Origin of the sequence: Methylobacterium sp. HMF5984 (genome assembly GCF_045033435.1) — a bacterium.
GTDB lineage: Bacteria > Pseudomonadota > Alphaproteobacteria > Rhizobiales > Beijerinckiaceae > Methylobacterium.
The window spans coordinates 77501-98206 of the sequence record NZ_JBJFLN010000001.1 but is presented as its reverse complement, the minus strand read 5'-3'; the positions used below and the strand labels follow the sequence as shown (position 1 = coordinate 98206).

General features: G+C 73.3%; 24 protein-coding genes. 10 read left to right on the top strand and 14 right to left on the bottom strand.

What is annotated here, in order from left to right; translation table 11 throughout:
* The first annotated feature begins 59 nt into the window (after positions 1-59).
* Positions 60-620 carry an LPS assembly lipoprotein LptE gene (gene lptE, locus ACFZ8E_RS00510; RefSeq protein WP_147728217.1) on the top strand — a complete coding sequence of 187 codons (561 nt, stop codon included), beginning with the start codon at positions 60-62 and terminating at the stop codon, positions 618-620.
* Between the two features lie 22 nt (positions 621-642).
* Positions 643-1674 (top strand): DNA polymerase III subunit delta, encoded by a 1032-nt coding sequence (gene holA / locus ACFZ8E_RS00505; protein ID WP_405041685.1) that lies wholly within the window; start codon positions 643-645, stop codon positions 1672-1674.
* A 110-nt stretch (positions 1675-1784) separates the two neighbouring features.
* On the opposite strand, the gene arsH is transcribed toward holA, so the two are convergent.
* The gene (gene arsH / locus ACFZ8E_RS00500; protein ID WP_405041684.1) at positions 1785-2522 is read right to left on the bottom strand and encodes an arsenical resistance protein ArsH; all 738 of its coding nucleotides are present in this window, start codon (positions 2520-2522) and stop codon (positions 1785-1787) included.
* A gap of 50 nt (positions 2523-2572) precedes the next feature.
* Between arsH and ACFZ8E_RS00495 the strand changes: the two genes are divergently transcribed.
* Positions 2573-2932, top strand: coding sequence for a helix-turn-helix transcriptional regulator (locus tag ACFZ8E_RS00495; protein WP_147728220.1), 360 nt, complete (start codon positions 2573-2575; stop codon positions 2930-2932).
* A 119-nt stretch (positions 2933-3051) separates the two neighbouring features.
* Here ACFZ8E_RS00495 and ACFZ8E_RS00490 read toward each other — a convergent pair whose 3' ends face one another.
* The 5 genes from ACFZ8E_RS00490 to mnmG all read right to left on the bottom strand — a co-directional run bounded on the left by ACFZ8E_RS00490 (position 3052) and on the right by mnmG (position 8168).
* Entirely contained in the window at positions 3052-3318 is a 267-nt protein-coding gene (locus tag ACFZ8E_RS00490; protein ID WP_147728221.1) for a hypothetical protein, read from the bottom strand.
* Positions 3319-3572: 254 nt separating this feature from the next.
* On the bottom strand, positions 3573-4469 hold the full coding sequence (locus ACFZ8E_RS00485; RefSeq protein ID WP_147728224.1) for a ParB/RepB/Spo0J family partition protein: 897 nt from the start codon (positions 4467-4469) through the stop codon (positions 3573-3575).
* A 96-nt stretch (positions 4470-4565) separates the two neighbouring features.
* Positions 4566-5414: a ParA family protein gene (locus ACFZ8E_RS00480; RefSeq protein WP_147728222.1), complete on the bottom strand. Its 849-nt coding sequence runs from the start codon at positions 5412-5414 to the stop codon at positions 4566-4568.
* Positions 5415-5464: 50 nt separating this feature from the next.
* Positions 5465-6091 carry a 16S rRNA (guanine(527)-N(7))-methyltransferase RsmG gene (rsmG, locus tag ACFZ8E_RS00475; protein ID WP_243947973.1) on the bottom strand — a complete coding sequence of 209 codons (627 nt, stop codon included), beginning with the start codon at positions 6089-6091 and terminating at the stop codon, positions 5465-5467.
* A gap of 202 nt (positions 6092-6293) precedes the next feature.
* A complete protein-coding gene (gene mnmG, locus ACFZ8E_RS00470) occupies positions 6294-8168 on the bottom strand; it encodes a tRNA uridine-5-carboxymethylaminomethyl(34) synthesis enzyme MnmG (RefSeq protein ID WP_405044299.1) in 1875 nt (624 codons plus the stop codon).
* A gap of 361 nt (positions 8169-8529) precedes the next feature.
* On the opposite strand from mnmG, the gene ACFZ8E_RS00465 reads away from it, so the two are divergent.
* Positions 8530-8679 carry a hypothetical protein gene (locus ACFZ8E_RS00465; protein WP_187275615.1) on the top strand — a complete coding sequence of 50 codons (150 nt, stop codon included), beginning with the start codon at positions 8530-8532 and terminating at the stop codon, positions 8677-8679.
* Between the two features lie 188 nt (positions 8680-8867).
* On the opposite strand, the gene mnmE is transcribed toward ACFZ8E_RS00465, so the two are convergent.
* On the bottom strand, positions 8868-10172 hold the full coding sequence (mnmE, locus tag ACFZ8E_RS00460; protein WP_243947976.1) for a tRNA uridine-5-carboxymethylaminomethyl(34) synthesis GTPase MnmE: 1305 nt from the start codon (positions 10170-10172) through the stop codon (positions 8868-8870).
* Positions 10173-10345: 173 nt separating this feature from the next.
* On the opposite strand from mnmE, the gene bla reads away from it, so the two are divergent.
* The 6 genes from bla (at position 10346) to panC (ending at position 13806) form a co-directional block, all read left to right on the top strand.
* The gene (bla, locus tag ACFZ8E_RS00455; RefSeq protein ID WP_243947978.1) at positions 10346-11227 is read left to right on the top strand and encodes a class A beta-lactamase; all 882 of its coding nucleotides are present in this window, start codon (positions 10346-10348) and stop codon (positions 11225-11227) included.
* Positions 11227-11718: an aminoacyl-tRNA deacylase gene (locus ACFZ8E_RS00450; RefSeq protein WP_405041683.1), complete on the top strand. Its 492-nt coding sequence runs from the start codon at positions 11227-11229 to the stop codon at positions 11716-11718. Before bla ends, ACFZ8E_RS00450 begins: the two co-directional genes overlap by 1 nt.
* 72 nt (positions 11719-11790) lie before the next feature.
* Positions 11791-12147 carry a hypothetical protein gene (locus ACFZ8E_RS00445; protein ID WP_405041682.1) on the top strand — a complete coding sequence of 119 codons (357 nt, stop codon included), beginning with the start codon at positions 11791-11793 and terminating at the stop codon, positions 12145-12147.
* A gap of 106 nt (positions 12148-12253) precedes the next feature.
* Positions 12254-12505, top strand: a complete 252-nt coding sequence (locus ACFZ8E_RS00440) for a DUF4926 domain-containing protein (RefSeq protein ID WP_147860144.1) — start codon at positions 12254-12256, stop codon at positions 12503-12505.
* Positions 12502-12846 carry a DUF6883 domain-containing protein gene (locus ACFZ8E_RS00435; RefSeq protein WP_243947982.1) on the top strand — a complete coding sequence of 115 codons (345 nt, stop codon included), beginning with the start codon at positions 12502-12504 and terminating at the stop codon, positions 12844-12846. The genes ACFZ8E_RS00440 and ACFZ8E_RS00435 overlap by 4 nt, the downstream gene beginning before the upstream one ends.
* Positions 12847-12948: 102 nt before the next feature.
* Positions 12949-13806 carry a pantoate--beta-alanine ligase gene (gene panC, locus ACFZ8E_RS00430; protein ID WP_243947984.1) on the top strand — a complete coding sequence of 286 codons (858 nt, stop codon included), beginning with the start codon at positions 12949-12951 and terminating at the stop codon, positions 13804-13806.
* A 19-nt stretch (positions 13807-13825) separates the two neighbouring features.
* On the opposite strand, the gene ACFZ8E_RS00425 is transcribed toward panC, so the two are convergent.
* The 7 genes from ACFZ8E_RS00425 to ACFZ8E_RS00395 all read right to left on the bottom strand — a co-directional run bounded on the left by ACFZ8E_RS00425 (position 13826) and on the right by ACFZ8E_RS00395 (position 20505).
* A complete protein-coding gene (locus ACFZ8E_RS00425; RefSeq protein ID WP_405041681.1) occupies positions 13826-14698 on the bottom strand; it encodes a transporter in 873 nt (290 codons plus the stop codon).
* A 202-nt stretch (positions 14699-14900) separates the two neighbouring features.
* A complete protein-coding gene (locus ACFZ8E_RS00420) occupies positions 14901-16217 on the bottom strand; it encodes an alpha/beta hydrolase family esterase (protein ID WP_405044298.1) in 1317 nt (438 codons plus the stop codon).
* Between the two features lie 106 nt (positions 16218-16323).
* Positions 16324-16758: a CopG family transcriptional regulator gene (locus ACFZ8E_RS00415; RefSeq protein WP_243948033.1), complete on the bottom strand. Its 435-nt coding sequence runs from the start codon at positions 16756-16758 to the stop codon at positions 16324-16326.
* A 105-nt stretch (positions 16759-16863) separates the two neighbouring features.
* The gene (gene dnaQ, locus ACFZ8E_RS00410; protein ID WP_405041680.1) at positions 16864-17592 is read right to left on the bottom strand and encodes a DNA polymerase III subunit epsilon; all 729 of its coding nucleotides are present in this window, start codon (positions 17590-17592) and stop codon (positions 16864-16866) included.
* 67 nt (positions 17593-17659) lie between these two features.
* Positions 17660-18358: a Smr/MutS family protein gene (locus tag ACFZ8E_RS00405; RefSeq protein WP_405041679.1), complete on the bottom strand. Its 699-nt coding sequence runs from the start codon at positions 18356-18358 to the stop codon at positions 17660-17662.
* Positions 18359-18548: 190 nt separating this feature from the next.
* Positions 18549-19757, bottom strand: coding sequence for a murein transglycosylase A (locus ACFZ8E_RS00400; RefSeq protein WP_405041678.1), 1209 nt, complete (start codon positions 19755-19757; stop codon positions 18549-18551).
* Positions 19758-19788: 31 nt separating this feature from the next.
* Entirely contained in the window at positions 19789-20505 is a 717-nt protein-coding gene (locus ACFZ8E_RS00395) for a Tim44/TimA family putative adaptor protein (protein WP_405041677.1), read from the bottom strand.
* Between the last annotated feature and the right edge of the window lie 201 nt (positions 20506-20706).

Below are 20706 nucleotides of genomic sequence, written 5' to 3'. Positions count from 1 at the left end.
CCGTTCGCTCGCGCTAAAGAACCCTGGACGAGACGGATTGCGGCGGGCGGATGAGGCGGATGGCGGACACAACGATCGGGACCGCGACGGCTCGCGCCGCGGCGCGGGCGGCCCGTCTCGCCTGCGTCGCAGGCCTCGCGCTCAACCTCTCGGCCTGCTTCCGCCCGCTCTACGGGCCGACGGCGTCCGGCGAGTCGCTGCCCGCGCTGCTCGCCGGCATCCAGGTCGACGACATCGCGATGGCACGCGACCAGGAGCGCATCGGGCACTACCTGCGCAGCGAGCTGATCTTCGCCCTCGACGGCTCCGGCCAGCCCGGGCCGAAGCGCTACCGGCTGAAGCTGCAGGGCAGCGAGTCGGTGCAGACGCCGATCGTCTCGACCACCACGGGCCGCGCCGAGGCAGGCACCATCGTCGGCGTGGTCAAGTACAGCCTCGAAAACCTCGACGGCACCAAGATCGTCACCGAGGGCGTCGCGACCTCGACCGCGACCTACGACCGCTCGGTGCAGCGCTTCGCATCCCTGCGCGCCGCCCGCGACGCCGAGATCCGCCTCGCCTCGGTGCTGGCCGACCAGATCAAGACCCGCCTCGCCTCGGTGCTCTCGGCCAAGCCTTGAGGATCGGGCGGGGAGCCCGGGCGTGACCGCGGTCAAGGCCGGCGAGATCGATGGGTTGCTGCGGCGCGGGCCGGACCCGCGCATGCCGGTGATCCTGCTGTTCGGCCCCGATACCGGGCTGGTCGCCGAGCGCGCCAAGCAGCTCGCCGAGGGCTTCGTCACCGATCCGGGCGACCCGTTCGCCCTGGTGCGGATCGACGGCGACGCGCTCGCCGGCGATCCCGGCCGGCTCGTCGACGAGGCCGGCACCGTCGGGCTGTTCGGCGACAAGCGCGCGATCTGGGTGCGCCCGACGAGCCGGCCGATCGCGCCCGCCGTCGAGGCGCTGCTCAAGGGCGAGATCCAGGGCACGCGCATCGTGATCGAGGCCGGCGATCTGGCCAAGACCGCGCCGCTGCGCACGCTGTGCGAGAAGTCGGCCAAGGCGCTGGCGATCCCGTGCTACGCCGACGACGCCCGCGCGATCGCCGACCTGATCAACCGGACGCTGGAGGCGCGCGGCCTGCGCATCGACCGCGACGCCCGCACCCTGCTGGCCGAGAGCCTGGGCGGCGACCGCCGGGCGAGCCTCGCCGAGATCGAGAAGCTCGCGCTCTACGCGGCCGGCACCGGAACCGTCGGGCTCGACGACGTCGAGGCGGTGGTGAGCGACGTCGCCGGCAGCCAGCTCAACACCCTGATCGACGCCGCCTTCGCGGGCCAAGGCGACGTGGTGGAGCGCGACATCCGCCGCTTCCGCCACGAGGGCCTCGACCCCTCGGCGATGCTGGGCTCCGGCCTGCGCCATGCGCTGCAGCTGCTCGCCGTGCGGATCGAGGGCGGCGACAAGGCGCCGAGCCTGATGGTCGCGAGCTGGCGCGGCCTGCATTTCAAGCGCAAGGGCAGCATCGAGACGCAGCTCGCCCGCTGGAGCCCCAACACCCTGCGCCAGGCGGTGCAGATCCTCCAGGACGCGATCCTGGCCTGCCGCCGCTCCGATCCGGTCCTGGCCCACGCCCACGCCTCCTCCGCCCTGCTGCGGATCGCGACGCAGGCGGCGCGGCGACGGGGCTGAGGCCCGGATCGCGCAAGCAAAGCCCGCCGATCGGCGCCGATCCGGCTTGACGAGCGACCGCCGCGCCGGATCACGCTGCGTGATCCGGCCGAAGCCGGCCGGGCCGCCGCCTACGGCTTGGCGAACCCGATGTCGGCGGCCACCGCATCGAGGCGCGCGGGCGCTCGCTCCTTCCGCTCGGAATAGCGGTCGACCAGAAGGTCGGCCCGCTCGCGGGTGAGCAGCGTGAACTTGTAGAGCTCCTCGCAGACGTCGACGACGCGGTCGTAGAGCGGCCCCGGCTTCATCCGGCCGGCCTCGTCGAACTGCGTGTAGGTGGCGGGCACCGAGGACTGGTTGGGGATGGTAATCATCCGCATCCAGCGCCCGAGCACGCGCAGCGCGTTGACGGCGTTGAACGATTGCGAGCCGCCCGAGACCTGCATCACCGCGAGCGTGCGCCCCTGCGTCGGGCGCACCGAGCCCTCCGAGAGCGGCAGCCAGTCGATCTGGCTCTTCATCACGCCGGTGAGCGTGCCGTGTCGCTCCGGGCTGACCCAGACCTGCCCCTCCGACCACAGCGAGGCGGCGCGCAGCTCCCGGACCTTCGGGTGGTCGGCGGTGGCGTCGTCCGGCAGCGGCAGGCCGTCGGCGTGATAGATCCGCACCTCGCCACCCATCGCCGCGAGCAGGCGGGCCGCCTCCTCGGCCAGGAACCGGCTGAAGGCGCGCGCGCGCAGCGATCCGTACAGGATGAGGAATCGCGGCGGGTGGGCGAAGCCGGTCTTCGGCGCGAGGGTGCCCGGCGTCGGCACGGCGAAGTGCTCGGCGGCGATGTTGGGCAGATCGGCGAAGGGCGGCTTGTCCACGCGTCGGGCGTCCGTTATGTTTCAATATTCATTGAAATATTGGACCGACGATGGACGAAGCGCAAGCTCTGGCCGCCTTCGGCGCGCTCGCCCAGGCGCACCGCCTGCGGATCGTGCGCCATCTCGTGACCGCGGGGCCGGACGGCGTCGCGGCCGGTGCCCTCGCCGGCGCGGTCGGCGTCTCGACCTCGAACCTGTCGTTCCACGTGAAGGAGCTCGAGCATGCCGGGCTGATCGCGTCCCGGCGCGAGGGCCGCTCGATCCTCTACAGCGCGGCCTACCCGGCGCTCGGCGGGTTGATCCAGTTCCTGATGCGCGATTGCTGCCAGGGCCACCCGGACGTCTGCGCGCCGGCCCTGTCCGCCCTCGACGCCTGCCGAATCCTCACCGATGACGAACGCCATCGCTGACGCGACGGCCGCCGGAGCCCCGCCGATCGACGTCGCCTCGGGGGGCGTCCGTCCGTGCCGCCCGCCCGAGGCGGTGCGCGATCTGCTCCCGATCGGCGCGGCTGGCGGCCGGGGCCGGCTCACCGCCCCTCGGAGATCCGCCGGCCCTTGGTCTCGCGCTTGTAGAGGGCGATCGCCGCGGCGCATTCGGGCGACAGCTTGCTCAGGTTGGCCCGGAAGCAGGCCTCCACCGCCGGGCCGCCGGGCGGGTGCTCGCTGCAATGCTCGAGGTAATCGCCGGTGCAGTTCTGCTTCAGCGCCTCGCGGATGGAGCTGGTCTGGGCAAGGCCGAGACCGGGGATCGCGAGAAGGCCTGCGGCCAGGATCATCGTGCGGAGGCGGGGCATGGAGGTGTCCGTGCGAAGGATGGAACGGGCCGCGCGAACGGCCGGAGGCCGGCACCGAGGCCCGAATGCGAGCCTGCAGGCCCCGCCGCGACGCCACGGCGTGGACCGATGGAACGCGCGCCCGGACGGTGGACGCAGCCCGCTTCTAGGCGCGCGCACGCCGCCGCCACAAGGCTCGGCCCCGCATCCGTCCCGGGATCGGACGCGGGGGCAAGAGATCCGGACGCCGCGATGAGGCGTCCGGCGTCGACCGGTCAGCCGGCGTCGGGCACCTGGAAGCGGCGGCAGAGATCCTCGAATTCCTGGGCCGTGCCGTAGCGGATCCGGATCTCGCCGGCCTCGGACGACTTCGCCTTCAGGGTCACGCCGAGGCCGAGCGCCAGGGCGAGGCGGCTTTCCAGCGAGCGCACCTCGGCGGTCTTCTCGGTCAGCCCACGCGGCCGGCCGGGCCGCGGCACGTCGTCGGGCTGCTGCTCGGACGCGGCGATCGCCTCGACGTCGCGCACCGTCAGCCCCTCCTCGACGATGCGCTTGGCCACCAGCTCGGGCGCGCGCACGCCGAGCAGCGCGCGGGCATGGCCGGCGGTGATCTCGGCCGCGACCAGCCGCTCCTGCACCTTCGCCGGCAGGTTGAGCAGGCGCAGGGTGTTGGCGAGGTGGCTGCGGCTTTTGCCCAGGATCTCGGCAAGCTCGCGCTGTGTATAGGAGAACTCGCTCATCAGCCGCTCGTAGCCGGAGGCCTCCTCGATGGCGTTGAGGTCGGCGCGCTGGATGTTCTCCAGGATCGCGAACTCGAGCGAGGCGCGGTCGTCGATCTCGACCACCACCACCGGCACCTCGTCGTGCCCGGCGCGCTGGGCCGCGCGCCAGCGGCGCTCGCCCGCCACGATCTCGAACGTGCCCGGCACCTCGCCGAGCGCCCGCACCACGATCGGCTGGATGATGCCGCGCATGCGGATCGAGGCGGCGAGCTCGTCGAGGTCGGTCTCGCTGAAGCTGCGGCGCGGGTTGCGCGGGTTCGGCCGCAGGAACTCGACCGCGACCTTGCGCTGCGCCTGCACCTTGCCCGCCTCGTTGCCCGCATCCCCGAAATCGCCGATCAGGGCCGCGAGCCCGCGCCCCAGCCGGGGCCGTGCCACCTCGTCCGCCATCCCGCTCACCCACTCACTCCGTTACGCATCGTTACGCCGTACACCCGAACCGTCCCGGGCCGCATCCGCCCGCCGAAACGGGCGGGCCGCGACCGCTCACGCCGCCGCCGGCACCCGGCCCTCACGCTGGATCACTTCCGAGGCGAGCCGCAGGTAGGCCTGCGAGCCCGCGCATTTCAGGTCGTAGAGCAGCACCGGCTTGCCGTGCGAGGGCGCTTCCGACACGCGGACGTTCCTCGGGATCATGGTCTCGTAGACCTTCTCGCCCATGAAGCCGCGCACGTCCGCCACCACCTGCGTCGACAGGTTGTTGCGCGGATCGAACATCGTCAGCACGATCCCCTGGATCGTCAGCTTCGGGTTCAAGGCGCCGCGCACCTGCTCGACGGTGCGCAGCAGCTGGCTCAGGCCCTCGAGCGCGAAGAACTCGCATTGCAGCGGCACCAGCACCGCATCGGCGGCGGCGAGCGCGTTGATGGTCAGCAGGTTCAGCGAGGGCGGGCAGTCGATCAGCACGTAGCTGACGTCGCGCGTCGCGTTCGCGTCGCGCAGGCCCCGCAGCACGTTGCGCAGGCGGTGCGCCCGGTCGGGCAGCGAGGCCAGCTCCAGCTCCAGGCCGAGCAGGTCCATGGTCGAGGGCGCCACCGACAGGCGCGGCACCGCGGTGGGCACCACGGCCTGGGCCAGCGACGCCTCGCCCGCCATCACCTCGTAGGTCGAGACCCGGCGGGCGCGCCGGTCGATGCCGAGCCCGGTCGAGGCGTTGCCCTGCGGGTCGAGGTCGATCACCAGAACCTGCTCGCCGATCGCCGCGAGCGCGGTGCCGAGGTTGATCGCCGTCGTGGTCTTGCCGACGCCGCCCTTCTGGTTGGCCAGCGCCAGCACCCGGAGCGGCCGCGCGGGCGCGGCATCGGCAGCGGGATGGGGAGTCGCGTCGCTTGTCATGGGCGCCTGGGAGACGGGAACGCTTGGGGGGAGTGGCAGGCTCTCGAGAGCTAGGGGCTCTTGGGAGCGAGGGCGGTGACGCGGACGATCCGGGCGGCCGACTCGGTTCGGCTCGGAATGAGATCGTGGCCGACTGTCCACCGCGCCGCGGCATCGGTCAATTCCGCAACCGCTTCCCGTCCCTTCGGAAACAGCCCGGTGGTGCCCGTTTTCAACAGTGGCTCGGTCCAGGCGAGAAGCTGGTCGAGCGGCGCGAGCGCCCGGGCGCAGACCACGTCGACCCCGTGGTGATCGCCGATCACCGCCTCGATCCGCGCGTTGTGGACCGTTACCGGCGCCCCGGTGACCCGGGCCGCCTCGGTCAGGAAGGCGCACTTGCGGGCGTTGCTCTCGACGAGGTCGACGCGGATGCCGGGCGGCCCGGCGATCGCCAGGATCAGCCCGGGGATGCCGGCGCCCGAGCCGAGGTCAAGCCAGCGGCGCGCCTCCGGCATCAGATCGAGCAGTTGCAGCGCATCGGCCACGTGCCGCGTCCAGACCTCGGCCAGGGTCGCTGGCCCGACCAGGTTCTTGATCGTCTGCCAGCGCGCCAGCTGCGCCACGTAGAGATCGAGCCGTTGCGCTGTTTCACGTGAAACATTCGCGGCAGCGAGCACGCGGTCGCGATCGGCGCTCATCGCGACGCCCCCGGAAGGCTTCGGACGACATCCACGGGTTCCCCTCCCCCTCCTGCGGGGGAGGGTGGGCCTCGCGTCAGCGAGGGTCGGGAGAGGGGAGCGACAGTGCCGGAAGCGGCGCTCCCCCCTCCCCCCCTGCTGCGCAGGGTACCCTCCCCCGCAGAAGGGGGAGGGAAGACGCGCGTTGCGGCTAGGACCATCCTCACGATGCCACCGCCTCGCGACGCCGCGCATGGGCGGCGAGCAGCGTCAGCGCGGCCGGGGTGACGCCCTCGATCCGCGCCGCCTGCCCCAGGGTTCCCGGCCGCACGGTCTCGAGCTTGATCCGCATCTCGTTGGAGAGCCCAGCGATGCGCCCGTAATCCAGCCGAACCGGCAGGCTCACCGCCTCGTCGCGGCGGAAGGCGGCGATGTCGGCATTCTGCCGGTCGAGATAGACCGCGTAGGTCGCATCCGTCCGCAGGCGCTCGGCGATCCACGGCGAGACCGCGCTCAGCTCGGGCCAGACCGAGGCCAAGCGGCCCCAGTCCAGATCGGGATAGGAGAGAATTTGGAAGGCGGTGCGGCGGATGCCGTCCTGGTTGAGCGCGAGGCCGTGGGCCTGCGCCTGGGTCGGCGTCAGGGTCAGCGCGTCGAGGCGGGCGCGCACCGCCGACAGCTCGGCCTGCGACGCGGCGAAGTGCGCCGCCCGCCGGGTCCCGACGCAGCCGAGCGCGGCCCCGCGCGGGGTCAGGCGCTCGTCGGCGTTGTCGACGCGCAGGCTCAGGCGATACTCCGAGCGCGAGGTGAACATGCGGTAGGGCTCGCTCACCCCATGGGTGACGAGGTCGTCGATCATCACGCCGAGGTAGGATTCGGCCCGGTCGAAGGTCGCCACCGCCGCGCCGCCGGCGATCCGTGCGGCGTTGATCCCGGCGACCAGCCCCTGCCCCGCCGCCTCCTCGTAGCCGGTGGTGCCGTTGATCTGCCCGGCGAGCAGCAGGCCCGGCAGGCGCTCGGCCTGGAGCCCGGCATCGAGCTCGCGCGGGTCGACGTAATCGTACTCGATGGCGTAGCCCGGCCGCAGGATCCGCGTCGCCTCCAGGCCCGGGATCAGGGCGACGAGCCGGTGCTGCACCGCCTCCGGCAGCGCGGTGGAGATGCCGTTCGGGTAGATCGTCGGGTCGTCGAGGCCTTCGGGCTCGAGGAAGATCTGGTGGCCCTCGCGGTCGCCGAAGCGCACCACCTTGTCCTCGATCGACGGGCAGTAGCGCGGGCCGCGGCTGCTGATGCCGCCGGAATACATCGGCGACAGGTGCAGGGTCTCGCGAATCAGGTCGTGGACCGCTTGCGTCGTCCGGGTGATGCCGCAGCGGATCTGCGGCGTGGTGATCCGCTCGGTCAGGGTCGAGAACGGCACGGGCTCGGCGTCGGCCTCCTGCATCTCCAATCTTGACCAGTCGATGGTGCGGCCGTCGAGGCGCGGCGGGGTGCCGGTCTTCAGGCGCCCGAGCCGGAAGCCGAGCTGGTCGAGGGTCCGGGCCAGCCCGACCGCCGGCGCCTCGCCGACGCGGCCGGCCGGGATCTGAACCGGGCCGATATGGATCAACCCGCGCAGGAAGGTGCCGGTGGTGAGCACCACCGCGCCGCCGCTGAGCGTACGCCCGTCGCCGAGCACGATCCCGGCGACGCGCCCGTCCCGCACCACCAGATCCTCGCAGGCGCCTGCGACCACGGTCAGGTTCCGGGTCTCGGCCACCGCCGCCTGCATCGCCGCCGCGTAGAGCTTGCGGTCGGCCTGGGTGCGCGGCCCGCGCACCGCCGGGCCCTTGCGTCGGTTGAGCAGCCGGAACTGGATGCCGGCCGCGTCGGCGACCCGGCCCATCAGGCCGTCGAGGGCGTCGACCTCGCGCACGAGATGGCCCTTGCCGAGGCCGCCGATCGCCGGATTGCACGACATCGCGCCGATGGTCGCCGGATCGTGCGTGACCAGGGCGGTGCGTGCGCCGCACCGGGCGGCGGCCGCCGCCGCCTCGACGCCGGCATGGCCGCCGCCGACGACGAGGACATCGAAGGCCTGTGGAGACGTCTCACGCATCCGCGGGATGTGCCGCCGCGCTGCGGAAAGGTCAATCGCCCGGGATCCGCTGAGGGGGATGGCATCGATCATGCCCCATCCAGAGGCACGGTGCCGTCGCCTTCGGCAACGAATACTGCATTCGATCAGTCGATCCATCCGGCCCGAGCCTTGCCGCACGATGGTCGACTGCGTTCGGCAGTCGATCATGGCGAATTTGGATGCCGACTCGCGATGAAACCCCTTGCGGGACTCACGATCGCGTGTCATCGACGATCTGTGAACGACTTATGAACGGACAACGGCGTCCGTCCCGGCCACCCGGGATTTCGTGACATCGCAGACCTCGCACGTGCGAGGGCGACCAACGAGGATCGAGACGATGCACATCATTACCATCGGCCTGGGCGCGCTCTGTTGCGCCGGCGGGGCCGTCGCCCACTTCATCGATCCGAGCCAGCGCAAGGAAGGCGTCTTCGGCCTCGCCGGCTTCGGCTTCCTGCTCACCGGGATGTTCCTGACCCGCTCGTGACACGCGATCGGGTTTTCACGTGAAACATCGGCCGTGTTTCGCGTAAGCCGGTGACAGGGTCGACATCGTCGGCGTCGTCTGTCGACATCGCCTTGGGCGACCAGCCCGCGCGACGCACGCGCTGAGTCGGTGCCGCGCGACAGCATCGAGCCGCCCCTCTCTCCGCGCACGGAAGGGGGAAAGCCGGGCTACTTGCCGATGCAGAAGCCGGAAAACAGGCGATCGAGCACCGCCTCGATCCCGACATGGCCGCCGACCTCGCCGAGCGCGCGGACGGCCAGGCGCAGATCCTCGGCCACCAGTTCCGGCATCGCGGCGACGGCGGGCAGCCGGTCGAGATGGGCGACGCAGCGCTCCAGGGCGTCGCGGTGGCGCTCGCGGGTGATGAGCGCATCGCCGCCGCCGAGCGCAGCCTCGGCCTCCGCGGCGATGGCATCAAGCAGCGCCGGCATCCCCTGCCCCGTCAGCGCCGACACGGCGAGGCCGCCGCCGGACCCGTCGGCGAGGTCCGCCTTCGTCCGCACGGGCAGCACCCGGCCGGTCGCCGCGGGCTCGGTCGCCTCCGGGCCCGGCGGCACCAGCATCAGGACGAGGTCGGCTTCCGCCATCCGGCGGCGGGTGCGCCGGATGCCCTCGGCCTCGACCGGATCGTGCGTCTCGCGCAGGCCCGCGGTGTCGACCAGCATCACCGGCAGGCCGCCGAGATCGAGCCGCACCTCGATCGCGTCCCGGGTGGTGCCTGGCACCGGCGAGACGATCGCCGCGTCGCGCCGGCTCAACGCGTTGAGCAGCGTCGACTTGCCGGCGTTCGGCGGCCCGGCGAGCACGACCCAGAACCCCTCGCGCACCCGCTCGCCGCGGCGCCCGTCGGCGAGCGCCGCGGCGATGGCGGCACGCAGGCGGGCGGCGCGGTCGAACAGGGCGCGATCCAGGGCCGCGTCGTCGACGTCGCCCTCGTCGGAAAAATCCAGCGCCGCCTCGGCGGCGGCCAGGCAATTGATCGCCTCGTCGCGCCAGGCCGCGACCTGCCGGCCGAGAGCGCCGTCGAGCTGGCGCAGGGCCTGACGGCGCTGAGCCTCGGTCTCGGCCTCGATCAGGTCGGCGACGCCCTCGGCCTCGGTCAGGTCCATCCGGCCGTTGAGCACGGCCCGCCGGGTGAAGGCACCGGCTTCGGCCGGGCGGCAGCCGGGAAAGGCGGTGAGCGCGCGGATCACGCCGGCCCGCACCGCGACGCCGCCATGCAGGTGCAGCTCCGCCATGTCCTCGCCGGTGACCGTGCTCGGCCCGGGCATCCAGGCGATCAGCGCCCGGTCGAGGATGGCGCCGTCGGCGGGGTCGCGCAGCGTTCGCAGCGAGAGGCGGCGCGGCGCCGGCAGCGGGCCCGCAAGCGCCGTGAGCACGGCACCGGCATCCGGGCCGCTGACGCGGATCACCGCGATGGCGGCGCGCCCGAAGCCGGAGGCCGGGGCGAACAGGGTAGGGGGATCGCTCATGCTCGGATCGCTCATGCTCGGATCGCTGATGGGGGCCCGGGGCTTCCCGGCATCCGCCCTCCGCGCGGGGGCGGCCGTCATCGATCGGCCGCATCCCGGCGAAAGGGTCTTGCCTCGGCAAACGACGTTGCGCAAACCGCGGCGCCGCGAAACCCGTCCGAAGGGAGCACGCCATGGCCCATACCCGTCGCGCGGTCGTCGCCGGCCTGGCGCTCGCCGGGCCGGCGCTCTCCGCCCGCGCCGCCGATCGGCTCGGCGCCGCCGCCGGACGCATCGGGGCGCTCGAGGCGCGCCTCGGCGGTCGGGTCGGCGTGGCGTTCCGCGACGCGACGGGCGTGTTCCTCGGCCATCGCGCGGACGAAGCGTTCGCGCTGTGCAGCACCTTCAAGGTGCTGGCGGCGGCGGCGATCCTGGCCCGCGTCGCCGCCGGCCGCGAAACGCTCGATCGGCGCATCGCCTACGGGGCGGACGATCTGCAGAGCTACGCCCCGGTCACGCGCTCGGCCCTGGAGAGGGCCGGCGGCGGCCGTGCGGAGATGACCGTCGATGGGCTCTGCGCGGCGGCGATCGTCCGGAGCGACAACACCGCGGCCAACCTGCTCCTCGACGCGCTGGGCGGACCGGCGGCGCTCACCGCCTGGCTGCGCGGGCAGGGCGACGCGGTCACCCGCCTCGACCGGACCGAGCCGACCCTCAACACCGCCCTGCCCGGCGATCCGCGCGACACCACCAGCCCGGCCGCGATCACCCGGACGCTGGACCGCTGCCTCCTCGGCGACGCGCTGGCCCCGCCGCACCGGGCGCGGCTGGAAGCCTGGATGGTCGCTTGCGAGACCGGCGGGGCCAAGCTCCGTGCCGGCCTGCCGCCCGCCTGGCCGGTCGGCGACAAGACCGGCAGCGGCGACAACGCGACGTCGAACGTCGTGGCGATCCTGCATCCGCCGGGCCGGGCGCCGATCCTCGCGGGTGTGTTCCTGACCGGCTCGGAGGCGCCGCCGGCCGCGCGGGACGCCGCCCATGCCGAGATCGGCCGCATCCTGGCGGAGGCGGTGTGATGGCCAAGGCGACGCCGCGGGCGACCCCCGCCTCGCGGGCGCTGGACGAGGCCGGCATCGCCTACGCGATGGTGGGCTACGCCTACGACCCGGAGGCGCCGCGCATCGGCCTGCAGGCGGCCGAGGCGCTCGGCGTCGAGCCGGGCTGCATCCTCAAGACCCTGATGGCCGCCGTCGACGGCCAGCCGGTCTGCCTGCTCGTCGCCTCCGACCGGGAGGTGGCGATGAAGCGGGTCGCCGCCGCGATGGGCGGCAAGGCGGCGTCGATGCTGAAGCCGCCGAAGGCGGAGCGGATCACCGGCTACCACGTCGGCGGGATCAGCCCGCTCGGAGCCAAGCGCCGGGTGCCGGTGCTGATCGATGCGGGATCGCTCGCCGGCCGCACCGAGATCCACGTCAACGGCGGCGGGCGCGGCCTGCAGCTGCGGCTCGCGACCGCCGACCTCGTCACGGTGCTCCAGGCCCGGCTGGTCGCGTTGGCCGATCGGTAACGATCGGTTCACCCTGTGCGCCGACACTGGCACCGCGTGCCCGGTTTCCGCGGGTCGGGGGACGACGGGCGCATGCGCGCGAGAGCGATGATCCGGGCCTGCTTCCTCTGCGGCTTCGCCGTGGGGCCCGCCGGCGCGGCCGACCTGTTCGCCCCCGAGCCGGGGCCGGCCTATGGCAGACCCGTCGTGAGCGCGCCGCGCTACTTCCCGCGCGGCGACGGCAGCGACGGCGTCCTGCTTCACGCCGCCCCGCCCCCGCGCCGGGTCGCCTGCCTGCCGCGCCGCGCGCCGGTGCCGACCAACGCGCCCGACGATCCGAGCTACGTCGGCTCGTCCTACGGCCTGTCGAAGCCGAGCTATTACGGACTCACGCCCCCGCCGGGCGTCGACGACCCGTTCGGCCGGCCCCTGCTGCCGTATTGCCGATGAGCGCGACGGGGGCATGACCGGCGGCGGCCAACCCGATGCGGTCGCCGCCCCCTCCCCCTGCATGCACGAGGCTTGTGGTCCGGCACGCGCGGCGTATCCTGCCCGAATGACGCTGGGCGCTTTCTTCTTCGTGCTCGGCGACGAGCCGGTGACGGATTTCCGAGACCTCGACACGGTCGAGACGATCCGGTCGGCGACGTCGGACGACGGGGACGTGATCCCGGCCGGCAGCCGGGGCACCGTCGTCTCGGTGATTCGCGGCGGCTTCGCCTATGGGGTCGAGTTCGCCGAGCCCTACGGCGCCGTCGCGACCATGCTCGCAGCCGACCTGCGCCACGTCGGCGTTCCCGCGGCGTGACCTGCGAACCGCCGTTCGTTCGCAACTTCGTCCTGAACAGCGACAAGATCACGAAGTATCTTCTGGTGCCGTCCCATCCGCGCAATCAGGGCAAGGCGGCGTTCTTCCTGGACTTCGGGTTCAGCCTCGACCGGCCCGACGTGTTCGTCCGCGCCCTGCTGGCTCATGCCGCTCCGCAACGCTTCAGCGACGCGATCGGCGCGCAACGCCTGGTCTATGAGGGACCGCTGGACGCCCCGGACGGCCGCCATCCCGGAATCCGCACGGTCCGGCAGATGAGCGAGGATGCCGTGGCAGCCTTCGTCACGGCATTCCCGGGGCCGCGCCACCGAGCCGGTTGAAATTGCTCGACGGCCTTGCAAGAAGCCGCGGCGAGGCGGGGCGAGCCGATCTGCCCGCGGGCGGATCGCGCCGATCGCACGCTTGTTCCGCCGGAGCCCGCCATGCCAGCCCATCCCACCCCCGAGACGCAGGCCATCACCGATCTCGCCCGCTTGCGCGAGACGGTCGCCGCGTGGCGCGCGGCCGGCGACCGCGTCGTGCTGGTGCCGACCATGGGCGCGCTGCATCGCGGCCACCTCGCGCTGATCGCGCATGCGCGGACCCTGGGCGAGCGCGTGGTGGCGAGCGTCTTCGTCAACCCGACCCAGTTCGGCCCGAGCGAGGATTTCGCCCGCTATCCGCGCGACGCCGCGAGCGACCTCGCCCTGCTGGCGCAGGCCGGGACGGACGCGGCCTGGATGCCGGAGGCGGCCGCCATGTACCCGCCGGGGTTTTCGAGCCGCATCGAGGTGGGCGGCCTCACCGAGGGGCTGTGCGGCGCCTTCCGCCCCGGCCACTTCTCGGGCGTGGCCACCGTGGTGACGAAGCTGCTCAACCAGGTCCGGCCGGATGCCGCCCTGTTCGGCGAGAAGGATTTCCAGCAGCTGCAGGTGATCCGGCGCGCGGTCGCCGACCTCGACCTCGACGTCGCGATCCACGGCATGCCGACGATCCGCGAGGCCGACGGCCTCGCCCTGTCCTCGCGCAACCGCTACCTCGCGCCGGCCGAGCGGGCGACCGCGCCGAAGCTCCACGCGGTCCTGTCCGACATCGCGGCGCAGGCGCGGGACGGCGGCGAGACGGCACCCGCCATCGCGCGCGGGATCGCCGCGCTGGAGGCCGCGGGATTCGCCGTGCAGTACCTCGCCGTCTGCGATGCGGCGACGCTGGCCCCGCTCGCCCGCGTCGACGGCCCGGCTCGCGTGCTCGCCGCCGCCTATCTCGGCAAGACCCGTCTGATCGACAACGTCGCGGTGTGAGCCCCCCGCCGCGCCGGCGTCAGTGCTTGGCGAGCAGCGGCTCGGGCTGCGGCCCGTCCGTCTTTTCGCCCGGCTGATCGTCGAGCTTGCCCAGCGGCACGATCGCCCGCAGCCAGCCGCGGGTGTCGAAGCCGCCGTAATTGCGCTCGGCGACGTCCCGGGTGACGTAGGCCTGCAGGTTCACCGGCCCGAAGTTGTAGCCGACGAGGGCGCCGACGGCGAACTGGCCCTGACGCTGGTAGCTCGCCCGGCCGGTCGGCAGGTCGGTGGAGCCGAAGGCGACGGCACCGACCTCGAGCTTGCCGAACTTCTTCGTCGCGGTCAGGTCGAGGTTGAGGAAGTCCGGGTAGTACGTGCCGGTGGGCGAGGTGGTGTCGAAGAAGATCCCGTAGAGGAAATGCGCCGTCAGGTTCCAGCCGTCGCCGTTGTAGGTCGCGGCGAAGCGCTGGTGCAGCACCGGGTTCCGGATCACCACCTTGGTCTCGCTCGGCAGGTAGGCGCCGAGCAGGTAGCTGACGCCGACATGCTGGCCGAGATCCCAGGCGAGCTGGGCCGCGAGCAGGGTCTGGCCGAACCCGCTCTGGTAGCGCGCGCCGTTCGGCGCCGTCGCGGTCACCGGCTGCAGCACCGTGAACTGGAGCCGGGCATCCAGCACCCGCCACGGCGTCGCCCAGATGATGGACGGCAGGTTGACGTTGAGTTCCGAGTCGCGGGGTCGCGTGTCGCGCACGCCGAAGCTCGACGTGTCGATGAGGTACAGCCCCTCCGCCAGCGGAAACCCGGCCGGCAGGCCGACGGTCTGGCCCGGCTGCGCGGCCGAGCCCGCCCGGGCGGCTCCGTGCGCGGCGCACGCCACCGCTGCGCCCACGAGCGCCACCTTCCAACCCGACACCGGCACGCAAGCCTCCTCCGCCGACGCGGTTCGCCGGCAAACGGACCATGCACGGATCGCGGCCGATCCGCCGCCTCCGATCGCGGGCACCGCACGATCGCAGGTTCGGCGTTGCAACCGGGCCACGCCGTCGCCGGGACGGCGCCCGGCCGCTCGAGCATTTTCCAGAGAGGTGGATCCCGGCTCGCGTAAAGAAAATGCTCTAGACCCCCTTGGGATGCGCGGCGAAGAAGTCGAGCATCGCGCGCGAGGCATCGGGCCCGTGCGGATCGGTGAAGCTGCCGGCCCGGTCGCCGCCGGACCAGGCGTGGCCGGCGCCGCGCACCCGCCAATCCTCCAGCATCACCCGGCCCGCCGCGTCGGCGTAGCGGGTGCGGGTGTAGGGATGGCCGTCGCCGTCGAATTGCTCGCGCGAGGGCGTCAGCGCCGCGGCGCCCGCCTGTGCCAGCACCTGGTCGGCGTTGCGGATGCTCACCGTGGTGTCGTCCTCGCCGTGGAAGACGATCGTCGGCACGCGGGTGCCGCCGGGGCCGGCCGCGCCCATCTGCATCGCCATCATCGCCGAGCCGACGTCGCGGGCGCACGACGCGGCGAGGCCGGAATGCACGCCCACCGCCGCGTAGAGATCGGGAAAGGCGCGGGCGATGTTGGCCGCCGCCGCCCCGCCGGCCGAGAGCCCGGCGATGAAGACGCGGTCCGGGTCGATCGCGTGCTCGGCCATCACCGCGCGGGTGAGCCCGGCGATGATCGCGGCCTCGCCGGTCTCGCGGCCCTGGTCGCGCGGCTCGAACCAGTTCCAGCAGCGTTGCGCGTTGGCGCGGCCGGTCTGGACCGGGTAGGCGACGAGCACGCCGTCGCGCTCCGCCAGCCGGTTCATGCCGGTGCCGACGGCGAAGTCGTCCGCGGTCTGGTTGCAGCCGTGCAGCATCACCACGAGCGCGGCCGGATTCTGCGGCCGGCTCGGGACGAACAGGCGATACTCGCGCGCACCCGCCGGCCCGGCGAAGCTTTTGGTGACGAGCGATCCCTCGCCCTCGGCGGGCTCGGCCGAGCGGCCCGGCATCGGCGGCTTGGCGAAGCCGAAGCCGGGCGCCAGCTCTTTCGTGTTGAGGCCCTTGGTATTGAGGCCTTTGGCGCTCAGGCCCTTCAGCACCGGCGCCAGCCCGCGCACGACGCCGTCGACCGCCGCACGCAGCTTCTCCGGGATCGGGCCGGCCGACGCGGTTTCGGCTCGGGGCGAAGCGCTCCTCGGCGCGGCCTCGGGCCTGGGCGCGGCCGCGGGCTTGGGCGCGGCCTCGACCTTCGCCTCGGCCCGGGGCGCGGATCGCGGGGCGTCGTCGATGCGCTCGGCGGTCAGGTCGAGGGTCGGCGGCTCGATCGCCTTCGGCGTGTCCTGCGGCGTGTCCCGCGGCGTCGCGTGACCGCCGAGGCTGCGCTGGATCAGGTCGGTCGCCTCCGCGAGGCGGCCGGCACCGGTCAGCCGGGTCGCCTCCATCATGTCGGCGAAGCGGTCGCGCATCGAGTCGGAATGGTCGGTCATGGGAAGTCCTGGGGATCGCCGTGGGCGGATCGGAATGGGGCAGGAGGCTCGGAGCGGAGGCTCGGAGCAGAGGCGCGGCAGCGCCTCAGCGCAGCCGGTCGGCCAGCGCGGCGCGGACGGCGGGGCTGGCCTGGAGGCTGCCGAGCACGTCGAGGGAGGCGATCGCCGCACGGGCGAGGTCGGGGGTCACGTCGTCGGCGATGGTGGCGAGGCCGAGCACGCGGATGTCCAGCATCCGCCCCTCGGCCCGGGCCGCCTCGAGGCTGGCGCGGTCGATGTGGCGCAGGCCGAGCTCGACGCTGCGCCGCGCCATCGACTGGCGCGTCACGTCGGCATGCCGCTCGATCTGGTTGCGGATCGCGGTGCGGATGAAGTCGCTGCGGTTCGAGAACACCCCTTCGGCCACGAGCAGGTCGACGTGCCCGAGGTCGACATGCCCGAGGTTGATCGTGATCTTCTCGCTCTCGGGCTGCCGCGCCGCCGCCCGCGCGGGCTTCGGCCGTGCCATCACATCCATCATCGCGACCATCCCGTCACCATCCGTGTGGATGGCATATGGGGGCGCCATATTGCATTGCAATATGGGCTTCGTGCGATGCACCAACCCGTGAGGGCGGCTCTGCCGTCAGACGGCGGTGTCCTCGCCGATGTACTCGGCCCAGATCGCGCTGGCGCCGAGGCCGGCGCGGAATGCGGCGTGGCGCTCGCGCTCGGCGTCGGTCAGGCGGGCGCGGGCGGTGCGGACCGTGCGCACGACGCTCTCGGCGCTGCGGTCGACCACCGCGTCGGCGACCGTGGTCGCGCCGAGATCGAACCCGGTCTGCTTGCCGCCGAGCAGCTCGATGTAGACCTCGGCCAGGATCTGCGCGTCGAGCAGGGCCCCGTGCTTGGTGCGGCGGCTGGTGTCGATGCCGTAGCGGCTGCACAGGGCGTCGAGGTTGGCGGGCGCGCCGGGGTGCTTGCGCCGGGCCATCGGCAGGGTGTCGACCACGCTCTCGAGGACGATCGGCGGCGGCGCGTTGGCCCCGAGCCGGGCGTATTCCATGTTGAGGAAGCCGACGTCGAACGGCGCGTTGTGGATCACCAGCCGGGCGTCGCCGCAGAACTCGATCAGCGCGCCGGCGATCTCCGAGAACAGCGGCTTGTCGGACAGGAACGTGTCGGACAGCCCGTGCACCTTGAAGGCGCCCTCCGAGACCGCCCGCTGCGGGTTGCAGTACTTGTGGAACGTCCGGCCCGTGGGGATGTGGTTCAGGAGCTCGACCGCGCCGACCTCGATCAGCCGGTCGCCGGTCTTGGGGTCGATGCCGGTGGTCTCGGTGTCGAGAACGATCTCGCGTACGACGTCGTGCATGATGTCCGGTCCCGAACGCTTCCGCGCGTCGCCTACCCGATTAGCCCGCTCGGGTTAACCCGCGCCTTCAGCGCCGCCGCAGGCGGACGTAGAGCGCGCCGGCGCCGCCGTGGTGGCGGGCGGCCTCCTCGAAGCCGAGCACGATCGGGCGCAGCTCCGCGCCGCGCAGCCAGTGCGGCACCGAGCGGCGCAGCACGCCGCGCTCGGCATAGGCGTCCTCGCCGCCCTTGCCGGTCACGACCAGCACCCGCGCATGCCCGGCGGCGCGCGCCCGCATCAGGAAGCCGACCAAGGCCGCGTGCGCCTCGGCCTGATAGAGCCCGTGCAGGTCGATCCGGCCCTCGATCGCCAGCACGCCGCGGCTGAGCCGCTGGCGCTCGCGCCGCTCCAGCCCGGGCGGGGCGGGGCCCGGGACGAAGGCCGGCCGCACCGGCGTCGGCGGCGGGGCCGGTGTCCCCGCGCCGAGCCGGACCACGCGCCTGGGCTTCTTCGCCGGCGCGACGACGGCGACCGGGCCGGGCACGACGCTCGGCATCGCCGGCACGGGCTCGGGGAGCGGCACCGCCTTTCTGGCGGGGCTTTTGGCCGGCGCAGGTTTCGGCGTCGGCTTCGCCGCGGCCGGCGCCGCGGGCTCTGGGGCGTCGGCAGCCGGCTTGGCCTTCCGCAGCGGCGCGCGGGCGCGCAGCGGCGTGATCAGCTTGGCGATCTCGCCCCAGAGATGGGCATCCTCGCGGGACAGCGCCCGCGGCCGGCGCGGCGGCCTCATGCCGGACGCTCGGATCGCGTGAGGTGAAGCGCGGGTCTCTTCTCCCATGGGAGAGGGAGCCGCGCCGTGACGCCCAGGATCCTTCCGGCTTCCACACTCCGACATGCGGACATTCGTTCGTCCGTTCCGGTTCCAGCGAGTCGCGGAAAGCGATGGCATTGGAGCCATGGCGTCGGAGACCAGAACCCCCTCATGGCGCGGCCGGCTTCGGCAGGAGCACGACGAAGCCGGGCTTGGTGTGCAGGTCTCCGGCCGCGACGCCGGCCGCCGCGCCGGTGCCGACGTAGAGGTCGCCGCGGGCCGGGCCGAGGATGGCCGAGCCGGTATCGGCCGCGACCACGAGGTGCCCGCTGCCGGGCTGGCCGGGCAGCCTGCCCTCCAGCCAGAACGGCAGGCCGTAGCGCCAGAGGGTGCCGTCCACCGCCAGGCTGCGGCCGGGGCTGAGGGGCGCGCCGGCCGCGCCCGGCGGGCCCAGGGCGGGATCGGTGACCGGCTCGGTGCGGAAGAAGATGTAGGACGCGTTCATCCGCATCAGCCGGCGTGCGTGGTCCGGGTGCGCGCGCAGCCAGGCGGTCCAGCGGGCGAGGCTGAGGTCGTTCAGGGCGAGGTGCCCCTCCGCCACCAGCAGCTTGCCGATCGAGGTGTAGGGCCGGCCGTTCTTGCCGTCGTAGAGCACGCGGATCGCCGACCCGTCGGGCAGGCGGACGCGGCCGGAGCCCTGCACCTGCAGCACGAACAGGTCGACGGCGTCGCGCAGCCACAGCAGCGGGCGGGTGCGCCCGGCGATCGCCCCGTCCTCGATCGCGGCCCGGTCGGGATAGGCCTCGAACCCGGCCGCCGCCGCGCGCCCGGCGCGCAACGCCGGATCGAGGCCGGGGCGGGTCTCGCCGGGGGCGAGCGTCACGAGGTCGTCGGGCCGGGCGAGCACGGCGGCGGCGAAGCCGGGGCCGGGCGCCAGCGATCCCTCGAGCTGCGGCTCGAAGTAGCCGGTGAGGAACCCGGTCTTCCGCTCGGGCTCGGTGCCGTCGGCCGGGCGCACGACGCGGTAGGCCGAGAACCGCTCCTGGAAGAACCGCCGCGCCCGCTTGGGCCAGCCGGCCCCGGTGCGATCGAGCGCGGCGGCGGCGGTGCAGGCGGCGGCGAGGTCGGCCGGCGACCCGGCGACGCCGGCGGCCTGCGCCGGATCGGGGCCGGGCGCGGCGCAGGTCCGGCGGAAGGCCTCGAAGGCCGCCGCCGTCTCGTCCGCCTGCCAGCCGGGCAGGGCCGCGATCGCGACCGGCTCCAGCACGGCGTTGCCGACGCGCAGCGGCTCGGCGGCGCTCGCCGCGGCGGCCCCCGAAACGAGAGCGACCGCAGCGCGGAACGCTGCGGTCGGACGGGGCGGGTGTCGGGGCGGCATGGCTCTCGGGACGATGGCTGCGCGGGCGCCCTCAGGCCCCGGCTTCGGTCGCGACCAGCTGCCAGTTCGGGTCGCGGGTGCCCAGGGTGCGGGCGAAGGTCCAGACGTCGGGCACCTCGACCACGGCCTCGGCGCTGCCGTCCACCACGACGCCGTCGGCGTTGCGGGTGGCGGTGATGAGGTTGGAGAGGAACCGCACCGTGACCTGCGCGACGCGGTTCCGCACGTCGACGGCGACGATCTCGGCCTTGTCGATCGAGACGAAGGTGGTCTCCACCGTCTGGCGGTTCTTCTCGCGCTCGGCGATGGCGCGCTCGAACGCGTCGCCGACCTCGCGGGAGAGCAGGGATTTCAGGGTCTTCCGGTCGCCCTTGGCGAAGGCGATCATGATCGCCTCGTAGGCGCCCTTGGCGCCCTCGATGAAGGCGCGCGGCTCGAAGCCGGACTCGGCCTGGACGATCGCCTCGAGGCCGCGGGCGACGGCCGAGCCGGGCTCGGCGATGCCGCGCCAGTCGCGCGCTTGGGCCTCGGCGGCGCGCTCGGGCTGGACCCGGTCGGCGCCGGGCAGGCGCACGACGTTGTCGCCGTCGCCGCGGCCGGGCTGGGGCTCGGTGCGGCTGCGGTCGACCGGCTTGAACGGGGCGCGCTCGGCGCCGGTCTTCTGCCCGAGGACCGAGCGCAGCCGCCAGATCACGAAGACGGCGAGCGCCAGGAAGATGATCGTCGTCACGTCGAAGCTGTCCTGCATCACCGATCCGATGGTGGCCGCCGTGGAGCGCGGGTCCCGGCCGCAGCCTTGGCCCGTGCGCGCGGCTCCGGGAAATCCGAGAGGGGTCGCACGATGGTCATGTCACGCCGCACGCATCCTCGAGCGGACGCGGCCGGGCTCTCGAGGAAACGCGCCGCGTCCCCCTTTGCATAGGGGGCAATGGGCATATGGGGCAATGCA